The following is a 26,381-nucleotide window of genomic DNA, read 5'->3' as shown; positions in this document are numbered from 1 at the left end:
CCCCTCCACCATCGGGAACGGACTCCGGCCGGCACCCCGTCCGGGCGCAGGAAGTCCAGCTCCGATCGTAGGCGGGGTGCCGTGCGAGCGGTGCTCCGCATGCCAGGCGGTTACCGTTGTCACGTGTCTGCGTTCGACGACGGCTCCGGCCTCGACTTCGGGGCCCACGACCCGGACTTCGGTCCGGGCTCCCAGGGTCCGCCGCCACTGACCATCGAGGAGCGCGCCGGCGTCCTGGACGACCTCGCCGAGCTCGAGGTGTTCCGCACGCTGCTGGAGCCCACCGGCGTCAAGGGCATCGTCGTCGACTGCCCGGACTGCGACGAGGAGCACCACGTCGACTGGGCGCTCATGCAGGCCAACCTGCGCCAGCTCCTCGACGAGGGGCAGACCGGCCGGCACGAGCCGCCGTTCGACCCCGACCCCGACGACTACGTCAGCTGGGACTACGCCAGCGGGTACGCCGACGGCGTCGCCGCGGCCGCCGAGCGGGACGAGCCCACGCCGGCCGCCACGGCGAGGGCCGGCACACGCACGACTGAGCTCCCACCCCGACTGCGGGGAAGTCGGCCCCCGGGCGCCCGCGTGGAGGCCAGTTTCCCCGCAGTTGGGTCAGAGGGCCGACGACGCCGCTGCAACCATGATCAGCACGCGCTGAGGGCCCCCTCCCGTCACGGGAAAGGGCCCTCAGCGCGCGTTGATCGTGCTAGCTCATGACTCCGCGGCGGAAGCCGATCGCGACGGCTTCGGCACGGTCCTTGGCGCCGAGCTTGCGGAACAGCCGGCGGGCGTGGGTCTTGATGGTGTCCTCGGACAGGTAGAGCTCGCGGCCGATCTGGGCGTTGCTCTTGCCCTGGCTCATGCCGGTCAGCACCTGCATCTCGCGCATCGACAGCGCCGCGGCGGGCGCGGCGTCGCGGACCGTCGAGCGGACCGTCGTCGGCGCGGAGCCGGCCAGCGGGGCGGCGCCGCTCCACGAGGAGGCGCCGACCAGCTGCTGGCTCGACGCCTGCTGCGGGATGCGGGCGCCCTCGGGGCGCAGGCCCACGCGGGAGATCCCCAGACCCATCTCGATGGGGCTCGCGTCCCAGCGCAGGTAGCCGCGCGCGCCGAACGCGACGGCGGCGCGCACGCTCTCGGCGTCGTCGGGCGCACCGAGCACCAGGACCGGCAGGCCCGGGTGGGCGCGCAGCGCCTGGGTGGCGGCGGTGAGGCCGGTGTCGACAGCGCGCTGGGTGCCGACGATGAGGACGTCGGGGGTGCGGGTGTCCAGCCGGGACAGCAGCGAGGCGGGGTCGCCCACCACCTCGACCCGGCCGACGAAGGACAGGGCGACCAGGCGGGAGGCGACGTCGTCCCGGACCCGCCGGCGCTCGTCGTACACCCACACGGTCGCGCCCGGGTTGCCGGTCGCACGCATCCTGTCGTCGATCACGCGGTGCTCCTCGCTCAGCCCGGCGGTCGGTGCCGGGTCCGTACCGGCCGGGGCTGACCCCGACCGGGTGTCGCTCGGGCGGGGGCTCCCCGGGTGGTGGGGAGCCCCGCGCCCTCGCGGGAGCCGGCTTCGTCCGGGCTTCTCCCCCTCCCGGATCCGGCACGACTCTGTTCCACGATGAGCACGTTCCGTGGCGGGCAACAGCACCCCTCACCCCCGGGGGTGAGGGGCACGATCGGGTGGTCGGCGCGAAAAGTTGCGATCACCGCGTGTTTGACCATGCAGGGCCTCGGGCACCGGGCCCCTTGCAGCCGGACAGTCCCTCCGGCTCGATCGACGCCTGGAGGAGACATGGCCGACATCCGCAGACTCCCGACTCCCGTAGCCGAGGTCTGGGACTGGCAGCTCCACGGTTCCTGCCGTGGCGAGAACACGTCCCTCTTCTTCCACCCCGACGGTGAGCGCGGGCCCGCCCGGGCCCGCCGTCAGGCCGCGGCCAAGGCCGTCTGCGGGCGCTGCCCCGTGATCGACGCCTGCCTCAAGCACGCGCTGTCGGTGCGCGAGCCCTACGGGGTCTGGGGTGGCATGAGCGAGGAGGAGCGGGCCCGGCTGATCGCCGCCGAGCCGGCCGCCGTCGCTGCCGGGGTCTGAGCGCCCCGCACGAACGCCGAGAGGGCCCGGTCCAGGATTCCTGGACCGGGCCCTCTCGCGTGCTGGGGGCGGCGCGGTGGGGGCGTCCTCCCTCACCGCCGCGCGTCCTCCCTCACGGTGTGCGGTGAGGGAGGACGCGCTGGGATCAGGTCACCTGATCCCAGCGCGGGTGATCAGTGGCTGTGGCCGTGCCCGCCGTGCGAGTGGCCGTGGGTGTGGTTCCCACCGGCGTGCTCGTCCTCCTCCTCCGGCGCCTCGACGACGGCGGAGTCGGTGGTGAGGATCATCGCCGCGATCGAGACGGCGTTCTCCAGGGCGGCCTTGGTGACCTTGACCGGGTCGATGACGCCCTGCGCGGCCAGGTCCCCGTACTCGCCGGTGGCGGCGTTGAAGCCCTGCCCCTTGCCGGCCTCGCGGACCTTGCTGACGACGACGCGGCCCTCGAAGCCGGCGTTCTCCGCGATCTGCACCGCGGGCGCCTCCAGGGCCGCGCGCACGGCGCGGGCACCGGTGAGCTCGTCCCCGGAGAGGTCGAGGGCGTCGATCGCCTCGGCCGCGTGCACCAGCGCCGAGCCGCCGCCGGGGATGACCCCCTCCTCGACCGCCGCGCGGGTGGCCGCGATGGCGTCCTCGATGCGGTGCTTGCGCTCCTTGAGCTCCACCTCGGTGGCCGCGCCGACGCGGATCACGCCGATGCCGCCGGCCAGCTTGGCGAGCCGCTCGGAGAGCTTCTCGCGGTCCCAGTCGGAGTCGGTGGCCTCGATCTCGCGGCGGATCTGGGCGACCCGGTCGGCGATGGTGTCGGCGGTGCCGCCGCCGTCGACGATCGTGGTGGTGTCCTTGGTGACGGTCACCCGGCGCGCGGTGCCGAGCACCTCGAGGCCGACCGACTCCAGGGACAGGCCGACGTCCTCGCTGACGACCTGACCGCCGGTGACGACGGCGAGGTCGGTCATGAAGGCGGTGCGGCGGTCGCCGAAGTAGGGCGACTTGACCGCGACGACCTTGATGGTCTTGCGGATCGAGTTGACGACCAGCGTGGACAGCGCCTCGCCCTCGACGTCCTCGGCCACGATGAGCAGCGGCCGGGCGCCGGAGCCGAGCACCTTCTCCAGCAGCGGGAGCAGGGTGGCCAGGGCGCCGACCTTGCCGCTGACCAGCAGCACGAGGGCGTCGTCCAGGACGGCCTCCATGGCCTCCTGGTCGGTGACGAAGTAGGGCGAGAGGTAGCCCTTGTCGAACTGCACGCCCTCGGTGACGTCGAGGTCGGTGTCGAGGGTGTTGCTCTCCTCGACGGTGATGACGCCGTCCTTGCCGACCCGCTCCATGGCCTCGCCGATGAGCTCGCCGACGGTGGCGTCCTGCGCGGAGATGGTGGCGACGCCGGAGATGGCGGCGCGGTCCTCGACCGGGGTCGCGGCGGCGTCGAGCGCGGCGTGCACCGCGTCGAGGGCGGCGCGCATGCCGCGGCCCAGGGCCATCGGGTTGGCGCCGGCGGCGACGTTGCGCATGCCCTCGTGGACCAGGGCCTGGGCCAGCACGGTCGCGGTGGTGGTGCCGTCACCGGCGACGTCGTTGGTCTTGGTGGCGACGGCCTTGGCGAGCTGCGCGCCGAGGTTCTCGTACGGGTCCTCGAGGTCGACCTCGCGGGCGATCGTCACGCCGTCGTTGGTGATGGTCGGCGCGCCGAACTTCTTGTCGATGACGACGTTGCGGCCGCGGGGGCCGATGGTCACCCGGACGGCGTCGGCGAGCTTGTCGACGCCGCGCTCGAGCGAGCGGCGGGCGTCCTCGTTGAACTTGATGATCTTGGCCATGAAGGAGCCTCTCGATCAGGGGGCGGGGCGGGCGGGTGCGGAGAGCCCGGAAAGACGACCGCCCCGGGACCCGAGTTCGGGTCGCCCGGGGCGGTCGAGGAGTGCTGGTGGAGCCGGTGACTAGGAGGTCACTTCTCCACGACGGCGAGCAGGTCGCGCGCCGAGAGCACGAGGTAGTCCTGGCCCGAGTACTTGACCTCGGTGCCGCCGTACTTCGAGTAGATGACCACGTCGCCGACGTTCACGTCGAGCGGGACGCGGTTGCCGTTGTCGTCGATGCGGCCGGGGCCCACGGCGACGACGGTGCCCTCCTGGGGCTTCTCCTTGGCGGTGTCAGGGATGACCAGACCGGAAGCGGTGGTGGTCTCGGCCTCGTTGGCCTGGACCACCACACGGTCCTCCAGCGGCTTGATGCTGACCTTGGTAGCGGTCGTCACGATGGTGACGCCCCCTTCGTTGTAGGACGGCAGGTGGCTGTGGTGCTGATGCTGTGGCACGGGATCCGGGCACCCGCCGTCGCGGGGGTCGGGCGCCAGCCCGTGTCGATTGGCACTCTACCTACGAGAGTGCCAGCCACTCAACCCGGTCCCCGGGGTGGGTGACGGCGGGACGGAACGGTACGTGCGCCAGGCTGTGCCGGTGGACCCCGACAGCGACGCGCAGGCCGCCGAGACGGTGCGCCAGCTGCGCGCCCTGGCGACGCCGGAGGGCGCCGCGGCGCTCACCCGCGCCGCCGCGCTCCTCGATGCCGGCGCGGACCCGGTCGCCGGGCTGACCCGGCTGCGCGCCGAGGTCGGGGCGGACCTGGCCGGGCCGGCCTGGGGCATCGCCCGGCAGCGGCTCAAGGCGCGGACGACGTTCGGGTCCGACGCCGACCGGCTGCTGTTCACCTCCGACACCCTCGAGCAGGCCGGCCGCCCCGAGCTGGCCGCCCGGCGCGCGGCCCGGCTGCTCGCCGGTGGCGCCGACTCGGTGGCCGACCTGGGCTGCGCGTCCGGCACCGACACGATCGCGCTCGCCCGCGCCGGTGCCCGCGTGCTCGCCGTCGACGTCGACCCGGTCGCCCGCGAGCTGACCGCGCTCAACGTCGAGGCGCTCGGGGTCGCCGACGACGTCTGGGTGGTCGCCGGGGACGCCGTTGAGCTGGTCGCGGCCGCGCGCGGCGGCGAGGTGGCCGGCTGCGGCGCCGCCGTCCTGGATCCCGCCCGGCGGGCCGGCGGGCACCGTCGGCTGGACCCCGACCGCTGGTCGCCCCCGTGGTCGACGGTCGCCGCGCTGCTGGAGAAGGTGCCGACGTCGGTGGTGAAGGTGGCCCCCGGCCTGGACCACGACCGCGTCCCCGCCGGCGTCGAGGCGGAGTGGGTCTCGGTCGGCGGCTCGATCGTCGAGGCGCTGCTCTGGGGCCCGGCGGTGGCGACGACGTGGCGGCGGGCCGCGCTGGTCCGCAACGGCGTCGTGCACGAGCTGACCGCCGACGCCGATCCCGGGCACGCCGCCACCGGCCCGGTCCGCGGCTGGCTGCACGAGCCGGACCCGGCGCTCATCCGCTCCGGGCTGATGTCCCTGGTCGCGGCCGACCTCGGTGCGACGCTGGTCGACGGGACGATCGCCTACCTCTCCTCCGACGGCCCCGCGGACTCCCCCTGGGTGAGCTCCTACCGGGTCGACGAGGTGCTGCCGTTCAACCTCAAGAAGCTGCGGGCCCTGCTGCGCGCCCGCGGCGTGGGCCGGGTGGTGGTCAAGAAGCGCGGCTCCCCCATCGAGCCCGAGCAGCTCGCCCGGCAGCTGCGCACCGACGCCCGCGGCACGGCGACCGTCGTCGTCACCCGCGTGGCCGGCGCTCCGACGGTGCTCGTCTGCGACGTCACCGCCTGAGGGCGGACATGGCCATTTCTGCCCGTGGGGTCAGCGGCTGACGGTCGTGATCGGCAGGGCGCTGTCGGCACCGAGGTCGGGGGCCGACGGCGCGACGCCGGCGGCGACCAGCCGAGAGCCGAGCGCGGCGACCATCGCGCCGTTGTCGGTGCACAGCTTCGGGCTGGGCACCCGGAGCACGATGCCGGCCTTCTCGCAGCGCTCCTCGGCCAGCGCGCGCAGCCGCGAGTTGGCCGCGACTCCCCCGCCGAGCACCAGGTGGTCGACGCCGTGGTCGCGGCACGCCCGCACGGCCTTGGCGGTGAGCACGTCGGCGACCGCCTCCTGGAACGACGCCGCGACGTCGGCCAGCGGCACCGGCTCGCCCGCGCGCTGCCGCGCCTCCACCCACCGGGCGACGGCGGTCTTGAGCCCGGAGAACGAGAAGTCGTAGGGCGCGTCGCCCCGGCCGGTGAGCCCGCGCGGGAACGCGATCGCCGACGGGTCGCCCTCGCGCGCGGCCTTGTCGATCGGCGGGCCGCCGGGGAACGGCAGGCCGAGCACCCGGGCCACCTTGTCGAAGGCCTCCCCCGCGGCGTCGTCGATGGTGCGGCCCAGCGGCTGCACGTCCTGGGCGAGGTCGGGCACCAGCAGCAGCGAGCTGTGCCCGCCGCTGACCAGCATCGCGATCGACGGCTCGGCCAGCGGCCCGTGCTGCAGCTCGTCGACGGCGACGTGCGCGGCCAAGGTGGTTGACGCCGTACAGCGGCTTGTCCAGCGCCAGCGCGTAGGCCTTCGCGGCGGCGACGCCGACCAGCAGCGCGCCGGTCAGCCCCGGGCCGCTGGTGACGGCGACCGCGTCGATGTCGGAGGCGGCGATGCCGGCGTCGGCCAGCGCGCGGTGCACCGTCGGCACCATCGCCTCCAGGTGCGCCCGCGACGCGATCTCGGGCACCACCCCGCCGAAGCGCTCGTGCTCCGCCATCGAGGTGGCCAGGGCGTCGGCCAGCAGGGTGTGCCCGCGGACGATCCCGACCCCGGTCTCGTCGCAGGAGGTCTCGAACCCCAGCACCAGCGGTTCGCTCATGGCTTCGGCTCCACCATCGTCGCTCCCGCGGGACGCTCCGCTCCTCGCTCGTTCCTCGCTGCGATGCTCACGCCCCTGTCCGCTCCCTCTTCATCACGACGGCGTCGGTCCCGCTCGGCTGGTAGTAGCCGCGCCGCCGGCCGATCTCGGCGAACCCGCGGCGGCGGTAGAGCTCCTGGGCGTGCTCGTTGTCGGCGCGCACCTCGAGCAGCACCACCGGGCTGCGCCGGTCGGCCTCGGCGAGCAGCGCGTCGAGCAGCTGCGCGCCGATGCCCTCGCCCTGGCGGGCGCCGGTCACGCCGATCGTGGCGACGTGCGCCTCGTCGTCGTAGGCGATCAGCCCGGCATAGCCGACGACGGCGCCGGCGTCCTCGGCCACGAGGTAGGAGCGGGTGTCGGTCAGCGCGAGCTCCTCGCGGTACATCGCCGCCGTCCAGGTGTCGGGGGCGAAGAGCTCCTCCTCGAGCTCCATGACCGCGGGCAGGTCGGCCAGGCGCATGGGCCGCAGCGTGGTCACTGTGTCACGGGCTTGATCGTCGTCGGCGGCACGGCATCGGGCCGGCGCAGGTACATCGGCAGCAGCGGCCCGGCGGACGACGGATCGGCCAGCTGGGGAGCCGCGGCGCGCAGCAGCCCCGCCGTCGTCACCTGCGCGGGCTCCACCGCGGCACCGAGCCGCTCGGCGAACGCCGGGTCGCCGGCGAAGGGCCCCGGCCGGCCGAGCTGCTCGGGACGGACGACGTCGGGCCCCTCCACGCGCGCACCGGCGGCGTCGTAGGCGGCCCAGTAGACCTCCTTGCGGCGGGCGTCGGTGACGACCGTGCGCGCGCCGGAGCCGACGGCGTCCAGCGAGCAGACGCCGACGACCGGCAGCCCGCGGGCGTCGGCGAGCGCCGCGGCGGTGACGACGCCGACCCGCAGCCCGGTGAACGGGCCCGGCCCCAGGCCGGTGACGACGGCCTCGACGTCGGCGAGCGCCAGCCCGGCGTCGGCCAGCGCGTCCTGGATGGCGGGGGTGAGCAGCTCGGCGTGCTTGGTGCCCGACGGCACGGCCCGCTCGGCCAGCACCTCGACGCCGTCGGGCGACCACCGGGCGACGCCGGCGACGAGGGTCGGCGTGGCGGTGTCGAGCGCGAGGACGAGCACGAGAGGCCAGGGTAGTGCGCGCCGGCCGGTGGGTCAGAATGCGCGGGACCGGTGACCGCGCCGGACGCACCGGGAGGACGTGGCCGTGCCCCAGGACGAGTCCATCCAGGACGAGGCGGCACCGGCGCGCCCCGGGCTGCTCGGCCAGCTCGTGCGGTTCGTGCTCGTCGGCGGCTTCAGCGCCGTCGTCGACCTCTCGGTCTACTCCCTCGGCCTGCACCTCGGCCTGTCCACGTGGCTCGCACGGGCGGTCAGCTTCACCGCCGGGACGACGACGGCGTACGCGCTCAACCGGCGGTGGGCGTTCCAGGTGGAGGGCGGCGCGCGGCGGGCCGGCGGCTTCGCGCTGCTCTACGGGACGACGTTCTTCCTCATCCTCGGCGTGAACGCGCTCGCGCTGGTCCTGCTGCCCGACTCCTCGTGGAAGATCACGCTGGCCTGGGCGATCTCGCAGGGGCTGGGCACCGCGTGGAACTTCGTGATGCTGCGGCTGGTCGTCTTCCGGCACTGACCCGCACACGCTGGGTATCCCCAGAGTCACGCGGAGTCGCATACGCTGCGGGTGAAACGGAACCGTCCCACCCCGCGAATGGAACTCCCCGATGCCGGACGCCGTCAGCGGCGCGCGCACCCGTCCCGCCACCGCGTGAGCGTCCTCGCTCCGGAGCGGCCGGCCGGGGAACGCCGGACCCTCGACCGGCCCGCTCCGCACCCGGCCCGGCGCCCGGCGCGGCCCGGGCGGCCGGCCCCGGCGACGGCCGGGCACTTCCGCCCCGACATCCAGGGCCTGCGGGCGGTCGCCGTCGGCCTCGTCGTCCTGCACCACGTCACCGGCCGGCCGGCCGGCGGCTACATCGGGGTGGACGTCTTCTTCGTCATCTCCGGGTTCCTCATCACCGGGCTGCTGATCCGCGAGCGGGAGCGCACCGGCCGGATCTCCTTCCGCGACTTCTACGTCCGCCGGGCCCGCCGCATCCTGCCCGCCGCTGTCGTCGTCCTGGCCGTCACCAGCGTGGTCGCCCAGGTGCTCTTCCTGGGCCAGCGCGCGCAGCAGACCGTCCTCGACGCGCTGTGGTCGCTGGGCTTCGCGGCGAACGTGCACGCCGCGCAGAAGGGCACCGACTACTTCGACGCCGGCACCGCGCACTCCCCGCTCCAGCACTTCTGGTCGCTGTCGGTGGAGGAGCAGTTCTACGTCGGCTGGCCGGTGCTGGTCCTGGTCGTGAGCGCACTGGTGGCCGGCCGCGCCCGGCGGCTGGCGCTCGGCGGCGCCATGCTCGCGGTCTGCGCCGCGTCGTTCGCCTGGTCGGTCGCCGCGACCGCCGCCTCGCCGATGACCGCCTACTTCTCCACGTTCACCCGCGCCTGGGAGCTCGGTGCGGGCGCGCTGGTCGCGGTCGCGGCGCCCGCGCTGCCCCGGGTCCCGGCCGCGCTGCGCGCCGTCGCGGCCTGGGCCGGCCTCGCCGCGATCGGCGCCGCCGCGGTCACCTTCTCCGCCGAGACGGTGTTCCCCGGCCACGCCGCCGCGGTGCCGGTCCTCGGCGCCGCCCTGCTGGTGGCGTTCGGCGACGCGCCCGGCGGGCCCGGCGCCCGCCTGCTGGCCCTCCGGCCGATGCGCTTCGTCGGCGACATCTCCTACTCGCTCTACCTCTGGCACTGGCCGGTCGTCGTCCTGCTGGGGGCGGCGATCGGCACCGGGACCCGCACCTTCTGCGCGGCGGCGCTCCTCGCCTCGGTGCTGCTGGCGGTCGCCTCGTACCTCGGGATCGAGCGGCCGCTGCTCCGGCCGCACCCGGCGCGGGCCCGTGCGCTGCCCCGCCGCGCGGCGCTCGCCCGCCGGGCCCGGGGCGCCGCGGCCCTGGCCGCGCTCGGCGCGCTGACCGGCTGGGCCTGCATCGCGCTGCTCCCCGACCACCGCCCGCAGCCGGTGCACGCCGTCACGGCGGCGTCCGCCCCGACCCCGGACGTCGCCGACGCCGCCCTGGCACAGCTCCCCGCGCAGATCCGGGCCTCGCTCGACGTCGACGAGTGGGGCCCGCTCACCCCGTCCCTGGACGACCTCCCCCGCGCCAAGGCCCCCGAGTGGCAGCTCGACGACTGCCTCGACGTCGACGCCGGCAACGTGGACCGCTGCGTCTACGGCGATCCGGCGGCCCCGCACCGCGCGGTGGTCCTCGGCGACTCGATCGCGGCGAGCTGGGTGCCCGGCCTGCGGCAGGCGCTGCCCGCCGCCGAGTGGTCGATCCAGCTGCTGACCTGGCACGAGTGCCCGAACATCACCGCGACGGTCCGCGGCTACTCCGAGCCGGTCCTCAGCTCCTGCGACACCCACCGCACGTGGGCGCTGGACCGGATCGCCGCCGATCCGCCGGACGTGGTGATCATGAGCAACAACTACGCCGCCCCGCTGGTCGACCGCGCCGCCGACGTGGCGGCCACCTGGCGCTCGGGCGGCGAGCAGGTCATGGGCCGGGTGCTCGCCACCGGCGCCCGCGTCGTCGTCCTCGCCTCGCCGCCCACCTCGGTGGCGCTGGAGGAGTGCGCCACCGCGTTCAGCTCCCCCGCCGACTGCGTCGCTCCGCTGCCGGGCGCCTATCCCTTCGCCTCCGGCGTCGAGCGCGACGCCGCGGCGGCGGTCGGCGCCACCTGGGTCGCGACCGAGGAGTGGTTCTGCGCCGACGGCCGCTGTCCGGCCGTCGTCGGCAGCACCCCGGTCTACGTCGACCAGCTGCACCTCACCGCGCAGTACTCGCGCTCGCTGGCGCCGCAGCTGCGGCAGGCGGTCCTCGGCGGGTGACGTGCGCGGGCGTCAGCCGATCCGCTGCGCCCAGCCGGGGCCGTGCGGCACCAGCAGCGCGGTGCGGACGTCGTCGTCCCGGCGCTCGAGCCGCACCTCGAGGTGCTCGTCGGTCAGCTGCTCGACCAGGCCCTGCCCCCACTCGACCACGGTCAGCGAGTCGGCGACGGTGACGTCGAGGTCCAGGTCGTCGACGTCGGCCGGGCCGCCGAGCCGGTAGGCGTCGACGTGCACCAGCGGGAGCCGCCCGCCGGTGTGCACGCGGGCGATGACGAACGTCGGCGAGGTGACCGGCTCGGTCACCCCCAGCCCCCGGCCGAGGCCGCGGGTGAGCGCGGTCTTCCCGGCGCCCAGCGGCCCGACCAGGACCACCAGGTCACCGGGGACGGCGATGGCCGCCAGCTCGGCGCCGAGCCGCTCGGTGTCCTCGACGGTGGGCAGCAGGTGCTCGGCCTTCACGCGGCTCCTCCCAGCGATGCGGCGACGGCGGTCAGATCGGCGAGCAGCCCGGCGCGCGGGGCGCCGTTCGGCCCGAAGCGGATGGCCGCCGAGGGGTGGTAGGTCGCCCAGACGGCGCGGCCGTCGACGTCGTGCGGGCGGCCGCGGGCGGCGCCCAGCACGGTGCGCGGGCCGAGGAACCACTTCGCCGACGACAGCCCCAGCGCCACGACGACGGGGGCGTCGAGCAGCTCGAGCTGGCGGCGCAGCCAGCCGCTGCAGCGCGCCACCTCGGGGGCCTTCGGCGTCCGGTTGCCCGGCGGGCGGCACTTCACGATGTTGAGCACCGCGGCCTCGGCCCGGCTCAGGCCGGCCTCGTCGAGCAGCTGGTCGAGCAGCTGCCCCGACCTGCCGACGAACGGCCGGCCGGTCTCGTCCTCGGTCGCCCCGGGCGCCTCGCCGACCAGCACCAGCCGGGGGCGGCCTCCGGCGGGCACGTCACCGACGACGACGTGCTGCCGGGTGGCGGCCAGCTCGGGGCAGGCGACGCAGCCGCGGGCGGCGGTGGCCAGCGCGGTCCAGTCCGGAGCGGCCGCGGCGGTGCGGGCCACCTCCTCCGCGGGCGCGTCGGGCCGCGGCGATCGGGGTGCGGCCATGCTCAGCGCTCCGCCTGCTGCGCGGCGGCGACCCGGCGCAGCAGGTCGGTGAGCGCCGCGTCGACGACGTCCGGCTTCTCCAGCAGCACCATGTGCCCGGCGTCGGGGACGACGACGAACTCCGCGTCCTGCAACCTCTCCACGATGAGCTCGCTGTGCTCCTTGGGGATCATCCGGTCCGCGTCACCGGTGAGCACCAGGGTCGGGATCCGGCGCATCGGCTCCAGCGAGCCGGTCTCGTCCAGGCCGGCCAGCGACGGGTAGAACTCCGCGATCACGTCGACCGGGGTGCCGGCGATCATCGCGTCCACGTACTGCACCAGCGCCGGGTCGACGTCGGCCGAGGCGAACGACAGCGACCGGGTGGCGATCGACACCAGGTCCGCGGCCAGCCGGCGGGTGCCCTCGGCGAACGCGGGGCGGCGGCGCATCGTCCAGGCGGCGACCGGCAGCACCGCGGCCCGCACCCGGGTGAGGAACTCGGGCAGGCCGAAGTCGAGGTCGGCCAGGTTGCCGCTGGAGGTCGACAGCAGCGCGGCGCCGACGACCCGCGTGCCGAACAGCTCGGGCCGCAGCGCGGCCAGCCCCATGAGGGTCATGCCGCCCATCGAGTGGCCGACCAGGACGACCGGGCCGCGCGGCACCCGCGCCTCGAGCACGGCGGCCAGGTCGCGGGCCAGCTGCTCGATGGTGGAGTGCTCGCCGGGCCCGCGGCCGGAGGCGCCGTGCCCGCGCTGGTCGTAGAAGACCAGCCGGGCGGTCGGCCGGTGACCGTTCGCGGTGGCCAGCTGCGCGCCCAGCGACCGCCGCTGGAAGGCCCACGAGCCCATCGAGAGCGTGTAGCCGTGGACGAAGACGACGGTCAGCGGCGCGTCGGCCGGCCCCACCTCCTCGACGGCGAGCGGCACGCCGTCGTCCGCCCGCACCACGGCGGTGCGGTCCGCAGCCCGGGCCTCCGGCCCGAGCGGGTCGCTGGCCAGCAGCTCCGCGTCGGGCACCCCGGCCAGGTCGGCCGCCCGCGGGCGGCCGATGTCCAGCCGGCGCCGGGCGATGCGGGTGAGGGCGACCCCGGCCGCGGTGCCGGCGGCGGCCAGGCCGACGACCGCGCCGACGACGCCGACGGTGTGCGCGGAGGGGTGCGGCAGCTGGGGCGGGCGGGCCATCAGACCGCGCCGGCCGTGCCGACGTAGCGGCGGGGGAAGCGGCCCCCGACCCGGGTGACCAGCTCGTAGTGGATGGAGTCGGCGGCGTCGGCCCACTGCTGCGCCGTCGGCTCGCCGTCGTCGCCCGGGCCCCACAGCACGACGTCGTCCCCGGGCGCGATGACGTCGTCCCCCACGTCGAGCACGAACTGGTCCATGCACACCCGGCCGGCGATCCGCCGCTGCGCGCCGGCGGCCAGCACCGGTGCCCGGTTGCCGACGGCGCGCGGGATGCCGTCGGCGTAGCCGACCGGCACGAGCGCCAGCGTCGTCTCCCGCTCGGTGGTGTACGTGTGCCCGTACGAGACGCCGGCGCCGGCGGGCACCCGCTTGGTGTGCGCGACCTGCGCGCGCACCGTCATGGCGGGGCGCAGGCCGTGCGCGCGCGGGTCGCCGCCGAGCGGGTCCAGCCCGTAGAGCGCGATGCCGGGGCGCACCACGTCGAACCAGGTGCCGGGCAGCGCGATCGTCGCCGCCGAGTTGGCCAGGTGCCGCCGGGCGTCGGTCAGGCCGGCGTCGCGCGCGAGGGTGGTGGCCTCCTCGAAGACCCGCACCTGGGCGCCGATCGTCGGGTGCGTGGGGGCGTCGGCGTAGGCCATGTGGCTCCACAGCCCCGCGACGGTGACGTCGCCGTCGGCCTGGGCGCGCACCGCGGCGGCGACCAGCGCGGGCCAGTCCGCCGGGGTGGCGCCCTCGCGGGAGAGCCCGGTGTCGATGGCGAGGTGCACTCGGGCGGTCCGGCCCTCGGCGCGCGCGGCGGCGACGACCTCGTCGAGCCCCCAGCCGGCGCTCACGGAGAGCTCGACGTCGCCCCGCAGCGCGGCTGCGACGTCGGTGCCTGGGCCGTTGAGCCAGGCGAGGACCGGCGCGGTCACCCCGGCCGCGCGCAGGGCCAGCGCCTCGGGGACGACGGCGACGCCCAGCGCGTCGGCGCCACCGGCGAGCACCGCCCGGGCGGCCGGCACCAGGCCGTGCCCGTAGCCGTCGGCCTTGACCACGGCCATGAGCGGGCGGCCGACCCGCTCGCGCAGCACCGCCGTGTTCGCGGCGATCGCGTCGAGGTCGACCACCACCTCGGCGCGGCCGGCTCCCGGTTGTGTCGTCACGCCCCCGATTGTTCCAGGGTGGCCGGCGCGAGCCCGCGGACGCGGCCGACGGCCTCCGGCAGCCGCCGGACGAGATCGCCGGCCAGCAGCGGGCCCCGCTGCGCGGCGAGCTGGCCGGTGCGGCCGTGCAGGTGCGCCGCGGCCGCGGCCGCCTCGACCGCCGGCAGGCCCGTCGTCGCGGAGGTGGCCAGCAGCGCGCCGGCGATCCCGCTCAGGACGTCGCCGGTGCCGGCGGTGGCCAGCTCCGCCGTCCCGGTGCCGTTGACGAACGCCCTCCCGCCGGGCTCGGCGACGACGGTGGCGTCGCCCTTGAGCAGGACGACGGCGCCCAGGTCGGCGGCGAGCCGGCGGGCGGCGCCCACCCGGTCGGGGCCGACCGGCGCGCCGAAGCGCTCGAACTCGCGGTCGTGCGGCGTGAGCACGGTCGGCGCGCCGCGGCCGCGCACCAGGCCCGGCTCGCGGGCCAGCAGGGTGAGCGCATCGGCGTCGACGAGCACGGGGACGTCGGTGGCGAGGACCTCGGCCAGCACCTCGCGCGCGGCGTCGTCGGTGCCCATGCCGGGGCCGACGACCCAGGCCTGCACCCGTCCGGCGTCCGACGGCCGGCCGGCGGTGACGATCGCCTCCGGCCAGGCGGCGCGCACGCCCTCGGCGGCGGTGCCCGCGTAGCGGACCAGCCCGGGACGGGTGCGCAGCGCGGCGCCGGTGCACAGCACCCCGGCGCCCGGGTAGGTGGCCGAGCCGGCGACCACGCCGACGACGCCCTGCGAGTACTTGTCGTCGCCGGCCGACGGCGGTTCCAGCCGGGCCGGGGCGACGTCGGCGTCGGTGAGCTGGGCGACCGTCGGTGCCGGCAGGTGGGGGCCTAGGCCGATGTCGACCAGGTGGATCCGGCCGGCGTGCCCGCGGCCCTCCCCCACGGCCAGGCCGCGCTTGACCGCGCCGAAGGTGACCGTGTGCATCGCGGCGAACGCCGCACCGTCGACCGCGCCGGTGGAGGCGTCGATCCCGCTGGGGACGTCGACCGCGACCGTGATGCCCGCGCCCTCCGCGGCCACCCGCGCGAGCGCTGCCGCCTCGTTGCGCAGCCCGCCCCGCCCGCCGATGCCCAGGATGCCGTCGAGCACCAGGTCGGCCCGGGCGACGAGCTCCTCGATGCCCGGCTCCCCCACCGGAACGGCCCGCCCACCGGCGCGGCGCAGCGCGGCCAGGCCGCCGGGGTGCGCGCGGTCGCGGTCGAGCAGGACGGCGGTGACGCGGGCGCCGCGGCCGGCCAGCTGCGCCCCGGCGAACAGCGCGTCCCCCCCGTTGTTGCCGCTGCCCACGAGCAGGACGACGCGGCGGCCGTAGGTGCTGCCCGCCAGCCGCACGCAGACCGTGGCCAGGCCGGTGGCGGCGCGCTGCATGAGCGCGCCCGGCGGGGTGGATGCCAGCAGCGGCTCCTCGGCCGCGCGCACCTCGTCGGCGGTGAACAGCCCGATCACCGGGCCTCCTCACGCAGGACGCCCTCCGCGACGACGACCGCCGAGGCGATCCCGCCGTCGTGGCTGAGCGAGACGTGCCAGCTGCTCACCCCGAGCTGCGCGGCCCGCCCGGCGACGCTGCCGCGCACCTCCAGGTGCGGCCGGCCGTGGTCGCCGACGGTGATCTCGGCGTCGTGCCAATGCAGGTCGCCCGGGGCGCCGAGGGCCTTGGCCACCGCCTCTTTCGCGGCGAACCGCGCGGCCAGCGACTCGCCGGTGCGCGGCGCCCCCGACGGGGTGCGCTGCTCGGCCGCGGTGAACAGCCGGTCCCGCAGGCCCGGCGTGCGCTGCAGCGACGCCGCGAACCGCTCGACCGGCACGACGTCGATCCCGACCCCGATGATCACCGGCCCAGTCTGCCGCGCCCCCGCGGAGGGCGCGCGACGCCGTCCTCCCTCACCGCCGGGCGTCCTCCCTCGGCGCACACCACGAGGGAGGACGCGCTGGGATCAGGTCACCTGATCCCAGCGCGGGAGACCGGTCACTCGACGGTGACGGACTTGGCCAGGTTGCGCGGCTGGTCGACGTCGTAGCCGCGGGTGTCGGCGATCTCGCAGGCCAGCACCTGCAGCGGCACCGTCGTGACCACCGGGGCCAGCAGCGTCGGCGTCCGGGGCACGCGGATCAGGTGGTCGGCGTAGGGGACGACGTCCTCGTCGCCCTCCTCCGCGATCACGATCGTGCGGGCGCCGCGGGCGCGGACCTCCTGGATGTTGGACACGACCTTGCCGTGCACCGACTCGCGGCTGCGCGGCGAGGGCACGATGACGACGACCGGCGTCCCCTGGTCGATGACGGCGATCGGCCCGTGCTTGAGCTCACCGGCGGCGAACCCCTCGGCGTGGATGTAGGCCAGCTCCTTGAGCTTCAGCGCCCCCTCCAGCGCGACGGGGAACCCGACGTGCCGGCCGAGGAACAGCACCGTGCCGGCGTCGGCGAGCGAGCGGCCCAGGGCGCGGACCTCCTCCATGCTCTCCAGCACCGAGGCGACGGCGTCCGGCAGCTTGCGCAGGTCGTCGACGATGGCGGCGATCTCGTCCTCGAACTTCATGCCGCGCACCTGGGCGAGGAAGAGCCCCACCAGGTAGCAGGCCACGATCTGGCTGAGGAACGCCTTGGTCGAGGCGACCGCAATCTCCGGGCCGGCGTGGGTGTAGAGCACGGCGTCGGACTCGCGCGGGATGGTGGACCCGTTGGCGTTGCAGATCGCGAGCACGCGCGCCTTCTGCTCCTTGGCGTGCCGCAGCGCCATGAGTGTGTCCATCGTCTCGCCGGACTGGCTGATGACGACGACCAGCGTCGAGCGGTCCAGGACCGGGTCGCGGTAGCGGAACTCGCTGGCCACCTCGACCTCGACCGGGATGCGCGTCCAGTGCTCGATCGCGTACTTGGCGATCAGGCCCGCGTGGTACGAGGTGCCGCAGGACACCACGAAGATCTTGTCGATGTCGCGCAGCTCCTGGTCCGAGAGCCGGACCTCGTCGAGCACCAGCTCGCCGTTCTCCCCGAGCCGGCCCAGCAGGGTGTCGGCGATGGCCTGCGGCTGCTCGGCGATCTCCTTGAGCATGAACCAGTCGTAGCCGCCCTTCTCGGCGGCCGCGGCGTCCCAGTCGACGGTGTAGGCGGTGGGCTCGACGGCTCCGCCGGCGAAGTCGGTGACCGTCACCCCGCGGGTGCGGTCGATCTCGACGACCTGGTCCTGGCCGAGCTCGAGGGCGTCGCGGGTGTGCCCGATGAAGGCGGCGACGTCGGAGCCGAGGAAGAACTCACCGTCCCCGACGCCGACGACCAGCGGGCTGCTGCGGCGGGCCGCGACGAGGGTGTCGGGCTCGCTCACCGCGCTGCCGACGAGGGTGAAGGCGCCCTCCAGGCGGCGGCACACGGCGCGCATGGCCTCGGCCAGGCGGCCCTCGCCCTCCGGCGTCGCGGCGTAGGCGCGGGCGAGCAGGTGCGCGGCGACCTCGGTGTCGGTCTCGGACAGCAGCTCCAGGCCCTCGGCCTCGAGCTCGGCGCGCAGGACGGCGAAGTTCTCGATGATCCCGTTGTGGACCACGGCCACCGAGCCGTCGGCGGACAGGTGCGGGTGCGCGTTGCGGTCGGTCGGGCCGCCGTGGGTGGCCCACCGGGTGTGCCCGATGCCCACGGTCGCCGCCGGCAGCGGCGTCTCGGCCAGCACCTTCTCCAGGTTGGCGAGCTTGCCGGCCTTCTTCGCCGAGCTCAGCTCACCGTCGGCGACGACGGCGATCCCCGCCGAGTCGTAGCCGCGGTACTCCAACCGCCGCAAGCCCTCCAGGACCACCTCGGTGGCGTCTCGGGGGCCGACGTATCCAACGATTCCGCACATTTGACCCAAGGTACCGGCAGTGGCGGACCGATCCGTCCACATCGCGGATCCGACGCACCGGGGCGCCCCAGGGGCCCCCGGCGGCCCCAGCCGTCACAGCGGCAGGGGGTCAGTCGACGGCGGCGACGACGTCGGCGAGGCTGCGCGCCACCCGGTCGGCCTGCTCCTGCGTCGGGGCCTCGACCATGACGCGCACGAGCTGCTCGGTGCCCGACGGGCGGAGCAGGACGCGGCCGGCGTCGCCGAGCTCGGCCTCCACCGCGTTGACCGCCTCGGCGACCGCGTCGCTCTCGGCGACCGCGATCCGGTCGCGCACCGGCACGTTGATCAGCACCTGCGGCAGCTTCTGGACCACCCCGGCGAGGGCGGCCAGCGAGGTACCGGTGGCGACCATGCGGGACATCAGCGCCAGCCCGGTGAGCACGCCGTCGCCGGTGGTCGCGTGGTCGAGGAAGACCAGGTGCCCGCTCTGCTCGCCGCCCAGGCTCAGGCCGCGCTCGCGCAGCGCCTCGAGGACGTAGCGGTCGCCGACGGCGGTGGTCTGCACCGCGATGCCGGCGTCGCGCATCGCGTGGTGGAACCCGAGGTTGCTCATCACGGTGGCGACGACGGTGTCGCCGGCGAGCGCGCCGCGCTCGTGCAGCGCCAGCGCGCACACCGCGAGGATCGCGTCGCCGTCGACGACGTCGCCATCGGCGGTGACGGCCAGGCAGCGGTCGGCGTCGCCGTCGTGGGCGAGGCCGAGGTCGGCGCCCACGGCCCGGACCCGCTCGATCAGCGGCTCCAGGTGGGTCGAGCCGATGCCGTCGTTGATGTTCCAGCCGTCGGGCTCGCAGCCGATGGCGTGCACCGTGGCCCCGGCGCGCCGGTAGACCTCGGGGGCGATCGCCGCGGCGGCGCCGTGCGCCCCGTCGACGACGACGGTGAGACCGGTGAGCGGCCGGTCGACGGTCGACAGCAGGTGCGTGACGTACTCGTCGGCGGCGGTCGGGAGGGCGCGGACCCGCCCGATGGCGGCGCCGCTGGGCCGCGGGTCGGTGACGCCCCCGGCGGCGACGGCCCGCTCGATGGCCACCTCGACGGCGTCGGGCAGCTTGTGCCCGCCCCGGCTGAACAGCTTGATGCCGTTGTCGGGCATCGGGTTGTGGCTGGCCGAGATCATGACGCCGAGATCGGCGCCGGTGGACCCGGTCAGGTGCGCGAGGGCCGGCGTCGGGACGACGCCGGCGAGGAGCACCTCGGCCCCCGCGCTGGTGAGGCCCGCCACGACGGCGGCCTCCAGCATCTCCCCGCTGGCCCGGGGGTCACGGCCGACGACCGCGACGGGACGCGAGGTCCCGTCGCGGTCGGCGAGCACGCCTGCGGCGGCACGGGCCACCGACAGCGCCAGCTCCGGCGTGAGGTCGGCGTTGGCACGACCCCGGACGCCGTCGGTCCCGAACAGGCGACCCACGGACGTACCGGTCAGCGCTTGGAGTACTGGGGCGCCTTGCGGGCCTTCTTGAGCCCGTACTTCTTGCGCTCGGTGACGCGGGGGTCACGAGTCAGGAAGCCGGCCTTCTTGAGGGCGGGACGGTCGTCCGGCTCGACCTCGATCAGCGCGCGGGCGATCGCGAGGCGCAGCGCGCCGGCCTGACCGGAGACACCGCCGCCGTGCAGCAGGCCGATGACGTCGTACTGCTCGGCCTTCTCGAGGATCACGAACGGCTCACGGATGAGCTGCTGGTGCACCTTGTTCGGGAAGTAGTCCTCGATGGTGCGGCCGTTGAGCTTGAACTGGCCGGTGCCGGGCACGAGGCGCACGCGGACGATGGCCTCCTTGCGGCGACCGACGGTCTGGATCGGACGCCCGTCGGCGTCGGTCACGGTCAGAGCGCTGGTCACTGGGCCACCTGCTTGATCTCGTAGTTCTGGGGCTGCTGCGCAGCGTGGGGGTGCTCGGGGCCCGCGTAGACCTTGAGCTTCTTGAGCATCTGACGGCCCAGGCTGTTGTGCGGGAGCATGCCCTTGACGGCGCGCTCGATGACGCGGTCGGGGTGCGTCTTCAGCTGGTCGCCGACGTGGATCGTCGTGAGGCCGCCCGGGTGGCCCGAGTGGCGGTAGGCCCGCTTGTCGTCCCGCTTGCTGCCCGTGAGGGCGACCTTCCCGGCGTTGATGATGACGACGAAGTCGCCGACGTCGACGTGCGGGGCGTACTGCGGCTTGTGCTTGCCGCGCAGGATCTGCGCGGTCTGGCTGGCCAGTCGGCCGAGCACCACATCGGTGGCGTCGATGACGAGCCAGGCCCGGTCGATCTCGCCGGGCTTGGGGGTGTACGTGCGCACGGCGCTCGTGTCCTCCGTCGTTGTCGGGAAGGCTGGTGGGATCGCCTCACCGAGCACGGGAGACGTTGCGACGCGCGGGCACCAGCCGGCTGGCGCGCGCCAGCCGATCACGATACCAGCCGCGCCGACCCGTCCTCCCGTCGCGGGCGGAGCTCAGGCCGGGGTGATCTCGCGCAGCAGCCCGGTGGTCACGTCGTAGACGGTGCCGCGCACCTCGCGGGAGAGCAGGTAGGGGCTCTCCTGGATGAGCCGGATCGACTCCCGGACGTCCTGGTCGACGTCGGTGAAGGCGCGCGCGGCCCACGGCGGGCGCCGGCCCGTGGCCTTCTCGACCGCGTCGGCGAAGGAGATGTCGTCGGTGGACTGCAGGCCGCACTCGGTGTGGTGCACCAGCACGATCTCGCGGGTGCCCAGCGCGTGCTGGCTGATCGTCAGCGACCGGATGACGTCCTCGGTGATGACCCCGCCGGCGTTGCGGATGACGTGCGCGTCACCGACGTCGAGCCCCAGGACGCCGAACAGCGGGATGCGCGAGTCCATGCACGCGACCACGGCCACCTTGCGGCCCGGGCGCACCGGCTTGCTGCCCGGGAACCTCTCGGCCCACTGCTTGTTCGCCTCGAGCATCTGGTCGATCTCGGCCACGCGTCCTCCTCGTCTGGTGATCATGACCCTAACGGCGGCCGCCGGGCGCCGCATCGGCGAGGATGGGCCGGTGCGGACGGTCGAGGAACACCAGGCGGCGGTCACCGCGCTGCTCCCCCTGCTGCCCGAGGAGACCGTGCCGCTGACGGCGGCGCACGGGCGGGTGCTGGCCCGCGACGTCGTCGCGGCGGTCGCGCTCCCGGGCTTCGACAACTCCGCGATGGACGGCTACGCCGCCCGGTGGGCCGAGGTGGGCGGCGCCGCCCGGCAGGCGGTCCGGCTGCCGGTCGCCGAGGACATCCCGGCCGGGCGCACCGACGTCGTCCCCCTGGCGCCGGGCACGGTGCACCGGATCATGACCGGCGCGCCGCTCCCCCCGGGGGCCGACGTCGTCGTGCCGGTGGAGCTGACCGACGCCGGCACCGACGTCGTGGAGATCCGCGACTCCCCCGCCGCCGGCACGCACCTGCGCCGGGCCGGTGAGGACATCGCCGCCGGTGACGTAGCGCTCGCAGCCGGGTCCGCCCTCGGCGCCGCGCAGCTGGGGCTGGCTGCCGCCGTCGGCGTCACGGAGCTGCCGGTGCGCCGGCAGCCGCGGGTGCTCGTCCTCTCCACCGGCAGCGAGCTCGTCGCCCCCGGCGAGCCGCTGGCCCCCGGCCAGATCTACGAGTCCAACTCGCTGCTGCTCGCCGCGGCGGTCGAGGAGGCCGGCGGCCTGCCCCGCCGGCTGCACTTCGTGCCCGACGACGTCGAGCAGTTCCTGGCCACCGTCCGCGCGGAGCTCGCGACGGCGGACCTGCTGGTCACCAGCGGCGGGGTCAGCGCCGGCGCCTACGAGGTGGTCAAGGACGCCTTCCGCGCGCTCGGCACCGTCGAGTTCGGCAAGGTCGCCATGCAGCCCGGGGGCCCGCAGGGCGCCGGCACCGTCGACGGCGTCCCCGTGGTCACGCTGCCCGGCAACCCGGTGAGCGCGTTCGTCTCCTTCGAGGTGTTCGTCCGCCCCGCGCTGCGCCGCGCGCTCGGGCACACCTCCCCCGACCGGCTGCGCGCGCCCGCGCGGCTGACCGGTCCGCTGCGCTCGCCGGCCGGCCGCCGGCAGTTCCTGCGCGGGTACGTCGAGGGGGGCGAGGTCTCGCAGGTCGGCGGCCCCGGCTCGCACCTGGTCGCGCACCTGGCGCGGGCCAACTGCCTGGTCGTCGTCCCCGAGGACGTCACCGAACTCGCCGCCGGCGCCGAGGTCGACGTCGTGCTGATCGAAGGAGCTCTCCGATGAACCGGTTGACCCACGTCGACGAGACCGGCGCCGCCCGCATGGTCGACGTCAGCGCCAAGGCGGTGACCGCCCGCGAGGCGACCGCCGCCGGCCGGGTGCTGGTCGGCCCCGGGGTCGTCGCCCTGCTCCGCGGCACCGGCGTGCCCAAGGGGGACGCGGTCGCGGTCGCGCGGATCGCCGGGATCGCCGGCGCCAAGCGGACGCCGGACCTCGTGCCGCTGTGCCACCCGATCGCGCTGCACGGCGTCACCGTCGACCTCGAGGTCACCGACGACGCCGTCGAGATCACCGCGACCGCCCGCACCGCCGACCGCACCGGCGTCGAGATGGAGGCGCTCACCGCCGTCACCGTCGCCGGGCTGACCATGATCGACATGGTCAAGGCGGTCGACCCGCGGGCGTCGATCACCGACGTGCGGCTGCTGCGCAAGTCCGGCGGCAAGAGCGGGGAGTGGACCCGATGATGCCCGCGGGCGCCCGCGCGCTCGTGGTGACCGCCTCCAACCGCGCCGCGGCCGGCGTCTACGAGGACCGCAGCGGGCAGGCCCTCGCCGCGGGCCTGGCCGAGCTGGGCTTCCAGGTGGAGGGCCCCAAGGTGCGGCCCGACGACGCCGATCAGCTCGAGGACGTGCTCCGCGCCGCCGTCGACGCCGGGATCGAGGTCGTGCTCACCACCGGCGGCACCGGGCTCTCCCCCACCGACGTCACCCCGGAGGCCACCCGCCGCGTGCTCGAGCGCGAGGCGCCCGGCATCGCCGAGGCGGTCCGGCGGTACGGCGCGGAGAACGGCGTCCCCACGGCGGTGCTCTCCCGCGGCCTGGCCGGCGTCGCCGGCCGGACGTTGATCGTCAACCTGCCCGGCTCCACCGGCGGCGTGAAGGACGGCCTCGCCGTCCTCGGCCCGCTGCTCCCCCACGTGGTCAGCCAGCTCCGCGGCGGCGATCACTGAGCACACTGTCGCGCTCCGCGCTCCGACCGCGGCCAAGAGCCGTCCCCGGCCTGCGCTGAGCGCGTCCGCGTCACCGGCGGAGGAGCCTCCGGCCCCGTCCACCGGCGTCGCCGTCGCAGGCGGCTCTCGTCGTGCGGGTGGGGTGGTCCCGTCGCTCAGTCGGGCAGCTCGATCCGCTCGGTGCGGGTGTAGACGTTGCAGCCGTCGCCGCGGAGGAAGCCGACCAGGGTGATGCCGACCTCGCGGGCCAGCTCCACGGCCAGGGACGACGGCGCCGAGACCGCCGCGAGCACCGGGATGCCGGCCATCGCCGCCTTCTGGGTGAGCTCGAAGCTGGCCCGCCCGCTCACCATCAGCGCGTGCCCGGCCAGCGGCAGCCGGCCCTGGCGGACGCCGTCGCCGATCACCTTGTCCACCGCGTTGTGCCGGCCCACGTCCTCCCGCAGCGCCACCAGCCCGCCGTCGGCGGTGAACAGCCCCGCTGCGTGCAGCCCGCCGGTCTTGTCGAAGACCTCCTGCTCGGCGCGCAGCCGGTCCGGCAGCGCCAGCAGGGTCGCCAGCGGGAGCCGCACCTCGTCCGCGGCGACGTCGAACGCGGTCTTCGTGCGGATCGCGTCGATGCTCGCCTTGCCGCACACCCCGCACGAGCTGGACGTGTAGAAGTTCCGCTCCAGGCCGGTGTCCGGGACCGGGACGCCGGGCGCCAGGTCGACGTCCACCACGTTGTAGGTGTTGCGGCCGTCGGCGTCCACCGAGTCGCAGTACCGCAGCCCGGCGACGTCGTCCGGACCGCCGATGACGCCCTCGGTGGCCAGGAAGCCGTGCACCAGGTCGAAGTCGTCGCCGGGGGTGCGCATGGTCACCGCCAGCGGGGTGCCCGCCAGGCGGATCTCCAGCGGCTCCTCCGCGGCCACGGTGTCCGGTCGGGTGGTGCGCTGCGCGCCGCGGATGCGCAGCACCGGCGTCCGGCTGGTGACTCGTCCCACGGCAGCGACGGTACCCACGCCTCTACGGTGTCGCCGTGGACCAGCCGCCGCCCTACTCCGCCGTGGTCCTCGCCGGCGGCCGCGCGGCCCGGCTCGGAGGGCTGGCGAAGCCGCAGCTGGAGGTGGGCGGCCGCACGCTGCTGGGCACCGTCCTCGGGGCGGTCGCCGACGCGGAGCGGCGGGTGGTCGTCGGCCCGCCCCAGCCGGTGCCGGACGACGTCGTCGTCGTGCGCGAGGAACCGCCCGGCGGTGGGCCGGTCGCGGCGCTGCGCGCGGGCCTGCCGGCGGTCGGCACCGACGTCGTCGCGCTGCTGGCCGGGGACCTGCCGTTCCTCGACGGCGGGCTCGTCACCGAGCTGCGCCGGGCCCTCGTCGGCGACGGCGTGCTCGTCGTCGACGACGGCGGTCGCGACCAGTACCTGCTCGGCGTGTGGCGCACCGGTGCCCTCCGAGCGGCGCTGGACGGGCCCGCCGACCCGACCTCGCTGCGCCGGCTGCTCGCGCCCCTGCGGGTGGACCGGCTGCGCCCGGTCGTGCCGCCGGGGTCCCCGCCCCCGTGGGTGGACTGCGACACACCCGCCGATCTGGCCCGGGCCCGGCAGGTAGCCGCCGAACGCCACGGGTAGGGGCCGGGCATGCGCATCCTCATCGCCGGGGCCCACGGGCAGGTCGCCCGCCGCCTCGGCCGTCTCCTCTCCGCCCGCGGCGACACCGTCGTGGGCGTCATCCGCAACCCCGACCACGCCGCCGACCTGGAGGCCGACGGCGTGCAGCCGGCGGTCCTCGACCTCGAGTCCGCGTCGGTCGACGAGCTCGCCACGGTCGCCCGCGACGCCGACGCGGTCGTCTTCGCCGCCGGCGCGGGCCCGGGCAGCGGCGAGGCGCGCAAGCACACCGTCGACCACGGCGCCGCCGTGCTCCTCGCCGACGCCGCCGAGCGGGCCGGGGTGCGCCGCTACCTCCTGCTCTCCTCCATGGGGGTCGAGCGGGCGCGCGAGGGCGCCCCGGAGGGCGTCGACCCGGTCATGGGGGTCTACCTCCAGGCCAAGCTTCGTGCCGAGGAGGCCGTCCTGCCGCGCGAGGCCCTGGCCACGACCGTCCTGCGCCCCGGCGGCCTCACCGACGACCCCGGCACCCGCCGGGTCACCCTCGGGCACGGCGTGGGCTACGGCAGCGTCCCCCGGGACGACGTCGCCGCGGTGATGGCCGCGCTGCTCGACGCCGGGCGCGACGGCGCGGTCGTCGAGCTCGTGGGCGGCGACACCCCGGTCGAGGAGGCCGTCGCCGCCCTGGCCTGAGTCAGGCGCGGCGGGCGCGGGTCAGCAGGGCGCGGTCGGCGAGCATGTCGTCGGGCGGGTAGTCGACGCGGACCAGCGTCAGCCCGCCCGCCGGCGCCACCGGCACCTCGCTGGCCCGCTCCTCGCGGGCGAGCAGGCCGGCCGGCCAGTCCGGGGCGCGCCGGCCCTCGCCGACCGTGGTCAGCGCCCCGACCAGGCTGCGCACCATCGAGTGGCAGAACGCGTCGGCCGAGGCCGCGATGGTGATCAGCTCGCCGTCCCGGGCGACGTCGAGGGCCAGCAGCGTGCGGATCGTCGTCGCGCCCTCGCGCCGGCGGCAGTAGGCGGCGAAGTCGTGCTCGCCCAGCAGCAGCGCCGCGGCCGCCACCATGGCGTCGGTGTCGAGGGTGCGCGGCCAGGCCACCGTGTCGGCCCGCCGGAGCGGCGACGGGCCCCCGTCGGCGTCGGTCAGCCGGTAGACGTAGTGCCGCCCCAGGGCGGCGAAGCGGGCGTCGAAGTCCGGGTGCGCCTCGGTCACCGCGCGCACGGCGATGTCGGGAGGCAGCACGCCGCGCAGCCGGCGGACCAGCCGCTCGCGCTGCTGCTCCCACAGCGCCCGCGGGACGTCGCAGTGCGCCACCTGACCGGTGGCGTGCACGCCGGCGTCCGTGCGCCCGGCCACGGTCAGCGCGACCGGCGTGCGCAGCACCGTCGACAGCGCCTCCTCCAGGTCGCCCTGCACGGTGCGCTGGGCGGGCTGGCGGGCCCAGCCGTGCAGGGCCGTCCCGTCGTAGCCGATGGCCAGACGGAGACGGACGAGCCCGCCACCGTGGTCGGTGGCGGGCTCGTCCGGGTGTTCGGTGTCCAGCGT

The 26,381-nt window shown here is 75.7% G+C and carries 29 protein-coding genes and 1 pseudogene; 10 read left to right on the top strand and 20 right to left on the bottom strand.

Annotated elements, in window-relative coordinates:
* Nucleotides 1–123: 123 nt before the first annotated feature.
* A complete protein-coding gene (locus JKP76_RS07880) occupies nucleotides 124–717 on the top strand; it encodes a DUF5319 family protein (RefSeq protein WP_309232880.1) in 594 nt (197 codons plus the stop codon).
* Here JKP76_RS07880 and JKP76_RS07875 read toward each other — a convergent pair.
* Complete coding sequence (locus tag JKP76_RS07875) at nucleotides 707–1,420, bottom strand: response regulator transcription factor (protein WP_200491330.1); 714 nt, start codon at nucleotides 1,418–1,420, stop codon at nucleotides 707–709. The two genes, JKP76_RS07880 and JKP76_RS07875, sit on opposite strands and share 11 nt — an antisense overlap.
* Before the next feature lie 366 nt (nucleotides 1,421–1,786).
* Between JKP76_RS07875 and JKP76_RS07870 the strand changes: the two genes are divergently transcribed.
* Nucleotides 1,787–2,086, top strand: a complete 300-nt coding sequence (locus JKP76_RS07870) for a WhiB family transcriptional regulator (RefSeq protein ID WP_091981649.1) — start codon at nucleotides 1,787–1,789, stop codon at nucleotides 2,084–2,086.
* Nucleotides 2,087–2,259: 173 nt separating this feature from the next.
* Here JKP76_RS07870 and groL read toward each other — a convergent pair whose 3' ends face one another.
* On the bottom strand, nucleotides 2,260–3,903 hold the full coding sequence (groL, locus tag JKP76_RS07865) for a chaperonin GroEL (protein WP_200490264.1): 1,644 nt from the start codon (nucleotides 3,901–3,903) through the stop codon (nucleotides 2,260–2,262).
* A 128-nt stretch (nucleotides 3,904–4,031) separates the two neighbouring features.
* A complete protein-coding gene (gene groES / locus JKP76_RS07860) occupies nucleotides 4,032–4,343 on the bottom strand; it encodes a co-chaperone GroES (RefSeq protein WP_200491328.1) in 312 nt (103 codons plus the stop codon).
* Nucleotides 4,344–4,542: 199 nt separating this feature from the next.
* Here groES and JKP76_RS07855 point away from each other — a divergent pair, with 199 nt between their 5' ends.
* On the top strand, nucleotides 4,543–5,778 hold the full coding sequence (locus JKP76_RS07855; protein WP_200490262.1) for a 50S ribosomal protein L11 methyltransferase: 1,236 nt from the start codon (nucleotides 4,543–4,545) through the stop codon (nucleotides 5,776–5,778).
* A gap of 30 nt (nucleotides 5,779–5,808) precedes the next feature.
* On the opposite strand, the gene JKP76_RS07850 is transcribed toward JKP76_RS07855, so the two are convergent.
* The 4 genes and pseudogenes from JKP76_RS07850 to tsaB all read right to left on the bottom strand — a co-directional run bounded on the left by JKP76_RS07850 (nucleotide 5,809) and on the right by tsaB (nucleotide 7,990).
* Complete coding sequence (locus tag JKP76_RS07850) at nucleotides 5,809–6,504, bottom strand: tRNA (adenosine(37)-N6)-threonylcarbamoyltransferase complex transferase subunit TsaD (RefSeq protein ID WP_255522522.1); 696 nt, start codon at nucleotides 6,502–6,504, stop codon at nucleotides 5,809–5,811.
* Between the two features lie 67 nt (nucleotides 6,505–6,571).
* A pseudogene (locus JKP76_RS22285) lies at nucleotides 6,572–6,742 on the bottom strand (tRNA (adenosine(37)-N6)-threonylcarbamoyltransferase complex transferase subunit TsaD); the annotation flags it as partial.
* 169 nt (nucleotides 6,743–6,911) lie between these two features.
* A complete protein-coding gene (gene rimI, locus JKP76_RS07845) occupies nucleotides 6,912–7,343 on the bottom strand; it encodes a ribosomal protein S18-alanine N-acetyltransferase (protein ID WP_200490261.1) in 432 nt (143 codons plus the stop codon).
* A gap of 14 nt (nucleotides 7,344–7,357) precedes the next feature.
* Nucleotides 7,358–7,990 carry a tRNA (adenosine(37)-N6)-threonylcarbamoyltransferase complex dimerization subunit type 1 TsaB gene (gene tsaB, locus JKP76_RS07840; protein ID WP_200490259.1) on the bottom strand — a complete coding sequence of 211 codons (633 nt, stop codon included), beginning with the start codon at nucleotides 7,988–7,990 and terminating at the stop codon, nucleotides 7,358–7,360.
* A gap of 85 nt (nucleotides 7,991–8,075) precedes the next feature.
* Here tsaB and JKP76_RS07835 point away from each other — a divergent pair, with 85 nt between their 5' ends.
* Entirely contained in the window at nucleotides 8,076–8,501 is a 426-nt protein-coding gene (locus JKP76_RS07835; protein WP_309229914.1) for a GtrA family protein, read from the top strand.
* A 135-nt stretch (nucleotides 8,502–8,636) separates the two neighbouring features.
* Nucleotides 8,637–10,787, top strand: coding sequence for an acyltransferase family protein (locus tag JKP76_RS07830; protein ID WP_200490258.1), 2,151 nt, complete (start codon nucleotides 8,637–8,639; stop codon nucleotides 10,785–10,787).
* A 12-nt stretch (nucleotides 10,788–10,799) separates the two neighbouring features.
* On the opposite strand, the gene tsaE is transcribed toward JKP76_RS07830, so the two are convergent.
* From tsaE to JKP76_RS07775, 11 genes are all read right to left on the bottom strand, one after another.
* Complete coding sequence (tsaE, locus tag JKP76_RS07825) at nucleotides 10,800–11,246, bottom strand: tRNA (adenosine(37)-N6)-threonylcarbamoyltransferase complex ATPase subunit type 1 TsaE (protein ID WP_200490256.1); 447 nt, start codon at nucleotides 11,244–11,246, stop codon at nucleotides 10,800–10,802.
* Entirely contained in the window at nucleotides 11,243–11,881 is a 639-nt protein-coding gene (locus JKP76_RS07820) for a uracil-DNA glycosylase (RefSeq protein ID WP_200490254.1), read from the bottom strand. The genes tsaE and JKP76_RS07820 overlap by 4 nt, the downstream gene beginning before the upstream one ends.
* Before the next feature lie 2 nt (nucleotides 11,882–11,883).
* Complete coding sequence (locus JKP76_RS07815; protein ID WP_200490253.1) at nucleotides 11,884–13,044, bottom strand: alpha/beta fold hydrolase; 1,161 nt, start codon at nucleotides 13,042–13,044, stop codon at nucleotides 11,884–11,886.
* Nucleotides 13,044–14,189: an alanine racemase gene (alr, locus tag JKP76_RS07810; RefSeq protein WP_200490251.1), complete on the bottom strand. Its 1,146-nt coding sequence runs from the start codon at nucleotides 14,187–14,189 to the stop codon at nucleotides 13,044–13,046. The genes JKP76_RS07815 and alr overlap by 1 nt, the downstream gene beginning before the upstream one ends.
* The gene (locus JKP76_RS07805; RefSeq protein WP_200490249.1) at nucleotides 14,186–15,673 is read right to left on the bottom strand and encodes an NAD(P)H-hydrate dehydratase; all 1,488 of its coding nucleotides are present in this window, start codon (nucleotides 15,671–15,673) and stop codon (nucleotides 14,186–14,188) included. The genes alr and JKP76_RS07805 overlap by 4 nt, the downstream gene beginning before the upstream one ends.
* A complete protein-coding gene (locus tag JKP76_RS07800) occupies nucleotides 15,670–16,059 on the bottom strand; it encodes a holo-ACP synthase (protein WP_200490247.1) in 390 nt (129 codons plus the stop codon). The genes JKP76_RS07805 and JKP76_RS07800 overlap by 4 nt, the downstream gene beginning before the upstream one ends.
* Before the next feature lie 134 nt (nucleotides 16,060–16,193).
* Nucleotides 16,194–18,056, bottom strand: coding sequence for a glutamine--fructose-6-phosphate transaminase (isomerizing) (glmS, locus tag JKP76_RS07795; RefSeq protein WP_200490245.1), 1,863 nt, complete (start codon nucleotides 18,054–18,056; stop codon nucleotides 16,194–16,196).
* A gap of 109 nt (nucleotides 18,057–18,165) precedes the next feature.
* On the bottom strand, nucleotides 18,166–19,509 hold the full coding sequence (gene glmM / locus JKP76_RS07790) for a phosphoglucosamine mutase (RefSeq protein WP_200490243.1): 1,344 nt from the start codon (nucleotides 19,507–19,509) through the stop codon (nucleotides 18,166–18,168).
* Nucleotides 19,510–19,520: 11 nt separating this feature from the next.
* Nucleotides 19,521–19,940: a 30S ribosomal protein S9 gene (rpsI, locus tag JKP76_RS07785; protein WP_200490241.1), complete on the bottom strand. Its 420-nt coding sequence runs from the start codon at nucleotides 19,938–19,940 to the stop codon at nucleotides 19,521–19,523.
* Nucleotides 19,937–20,380, bottom strand: a complete 444-nt coding sequence (rplM, locus tag JKP76_RS07780) for a 50S ribosomal protein L13 (protein ID WP_200490239.1) — start codon at nucleotides 20,378–20,380, stop codon at nucleotides 19,937–19,939. The genes rpsI and rplM overlap by 4 nt, the downstream gene beginning before the upstream one ends.
* 153 nt (nucleotides 20,381–20,533) lie before the next feature.
* On the bottom strand, nucleotides 20,534–21,025 hold the full coding sequence (locus JKP76_RS07775) for a carbonic anhydrase (protein ID WP_200490238.1): 492 nt from the start codon (nucleotides 21,023–21,025) through the stop codon (nucleotides 20,534–20,536).
* 70 nt (nucleotides 21,026–21,095) lie between these two features.
* On the opposite strand from JKP76_RS07775, the gene glp reads away from it, so the two are divergent.
* From glp to JKP76_RS07760, 3 genes are read left to right on the top strand one after another with little or no spacing between them, the layout of a single operon-like run.
* Nucleotides 21,096–22,298, top strand: coding sequence for a gephyrin-like molybdotransferase Glp (gene glp, locus JKP76_RS07770; protein ID WP_200490236.1), 1,203 nt, complete (start codon nucleotides 21,096–21,098; stop codon nucleotides 22,296–22,298).
* Nucleotides 22,295–22,762 carry a cyclic pyranopterin monophosphate synthase MoaC gene (gene moaC, locus JKP76_RS07765; RefSeq protein WP_200490234.1) on the top strand — a complete coding sequence of 156 codons (468 nt, stop codon included), beginning with the start codon at nucleotides 22,295–22,297 and terminating at the stop codon, nucleotides 22,760–22,762. The genes glp and moaC overlap by 4 nt, the downstream gene beginning before the upstream one ends.
* Entirely contained in the window at nucleotides 22,759–23,247 is a 489-nt protein-coding gene (locus tag JKP76_RS07760; protein ID WP_200490232.1) for a molybdenum cofactor biosynthesis protein B, read from the top strand. The genes moaC and JKP76_RS07760 overlap by 4 nt, the downstream gene beginning before the upstream one ends.
* Before the next feature lie 155 nt (nucleotides 23,248–23,402).
* Here JKP76_RS07760 and fdhD read toward each other — a convergent pair whose 3' ends face one another.
* Nucleotides 23,403–24,233 carry a formate dehydrogenase accessory sulfurtransferase FdhD gene (fdhD, locus tag JKP76_RS07755; protein ID WP_200490230.1) on the bottom strand — a complete coding sequence of 277 codons (831 nt, stop codon included), beginning with the start codon at nucleotides 24,231–24,233 and terminating at the stop codon, nucleotides 23,403–23,405.
* Between the two features lie 35 nt (nucleotides 24,234–24,268).
* Here fdhD and JKP76_RS07750 point away from each other — a divergent pair, with 35 nt between their 5' ends.
* Nucleotides 24,269–24,859 carry a molybdenum cofactor guanylyltransferase gene (locus JKP76_RS07750; protein WP_200490229.1) on the top strand — a complete coding sequence of 197 codons (591 nt, stop codon included), beginning with the start codon at nucleotides 24,269–24,271 and terminating at the stop codon, nucleotides 24,857–24,859.
* Between the two features lie 9 nt (nucleotides 24,860–24,868).
* Entirely contained in the window at nucleotides 24,869–25,531 is a 663-nt protein-coding gene (locus JKP76_RS07745) for an SDR family oxidoreductase (protein ID WP_200490228.1), read from the top strand.
* A gap of 1 nt (nucleotide 25,532) precedes the next feature.
* On the opposite strand, the gene truA is transcribed toward JKP76_RS07745, so the two are convergent.
* Entirely contained in the window at nucleotides 25,533–26,309 is a 777-nt protein-coding gene (gene truA / locus JKP76_RS07740; RefSeq protein WP_309232964.1) for a tRNA pseudouridine(38-40) synthase TruA, read from the bottom strand.
* Nucleotides 26,310–26,381: the final 72 nt, after the last annotated feature.

It is taken from the genome of Blastococcus sp. TML/C7B (genome assembly GCF_016612845.1).
Taxonomy (GTDB): Bacteria; Actinomycetota; Actinomycetes; order Mycobacteriales; family Geodermatophilaceae; genus Blastococcus.
Note: the sequence above shows the minus strand (reverse complement) of the source record. Positions and strands in the feature narration are given on the sequence as shown.

Bases quoted from the DNA above. Each gene is read 5' to 3' on its own strand.
- JKP76_RS07875 (WP_200491330.1), bottom strand. From the start codon at position 1,420: ATGCGTGCGACCGGCAACCCGGGCGCGACCGTGTGGGTGTACGACGAG.
- JKP76_RS07870 (WP_091981649.1), top strand. From the start codon at position 1,787: ATGGCCGACATCCGCAGACTCCCGACTCCCGTAGCCGAGGTCTGGGAC.
- groL (WP_200490264.1), bottom strand. From the start codon at position 3,903: ATGGCCAAGATCATCAAGTTCAACGAGGACGCCCGCCGCTCGCTCGAG.
- rimI (WP_200490261.1), bottom strand. From the start codon at position 7,343: ATGCGCCTGGCCGACCTGCCCGCGGTCATGGAGCTCGAGGAGGAGCTC.
- JKP76_RS07820 (WP_200490254.1), bottom strand. From the start codon at position 11,881: ATGGCCGCACCCCGATCGCCGCGGCCCGACGCGCCCGCGGAGGAGGTG.
- JKP76_RS07815 (WP_200490253.1), bottom strand. From the start codon at position 13,044: ATGGCCCGCCCGCCCCAGCTGCCGCACCCCTCCGCGCACACCGTCGGC.
- glmS (WP_200490245.1), bottom strand. From the start codon at position 18,056: ATGTGCGGAATCGTTGGATACGTCGGCCCCCGAGACGCCACCGAGGTG.
- moaC (WP_200490234.1), top strand. From the start codon at position 22,295: ATGAACCGGTTGACCCACGTCGACGAGACCGGCGCCGCCCGCATGGTC.
- JKP76_RS07760 (WP_200490232.1), top strand. From the start codon at position 22,759: ATGATGCCCGCGGGCGCCCGCGCGCTCGTGGTGACCGCCTCCAACCGC.
- JKP76_RS07745 (WP_200490228.1), top strand. From the start codon at position 24,869: ATGCGCATCCTCATCGCCGGGGCCCACGGGCAGGTCGCCCGCCGCCTC.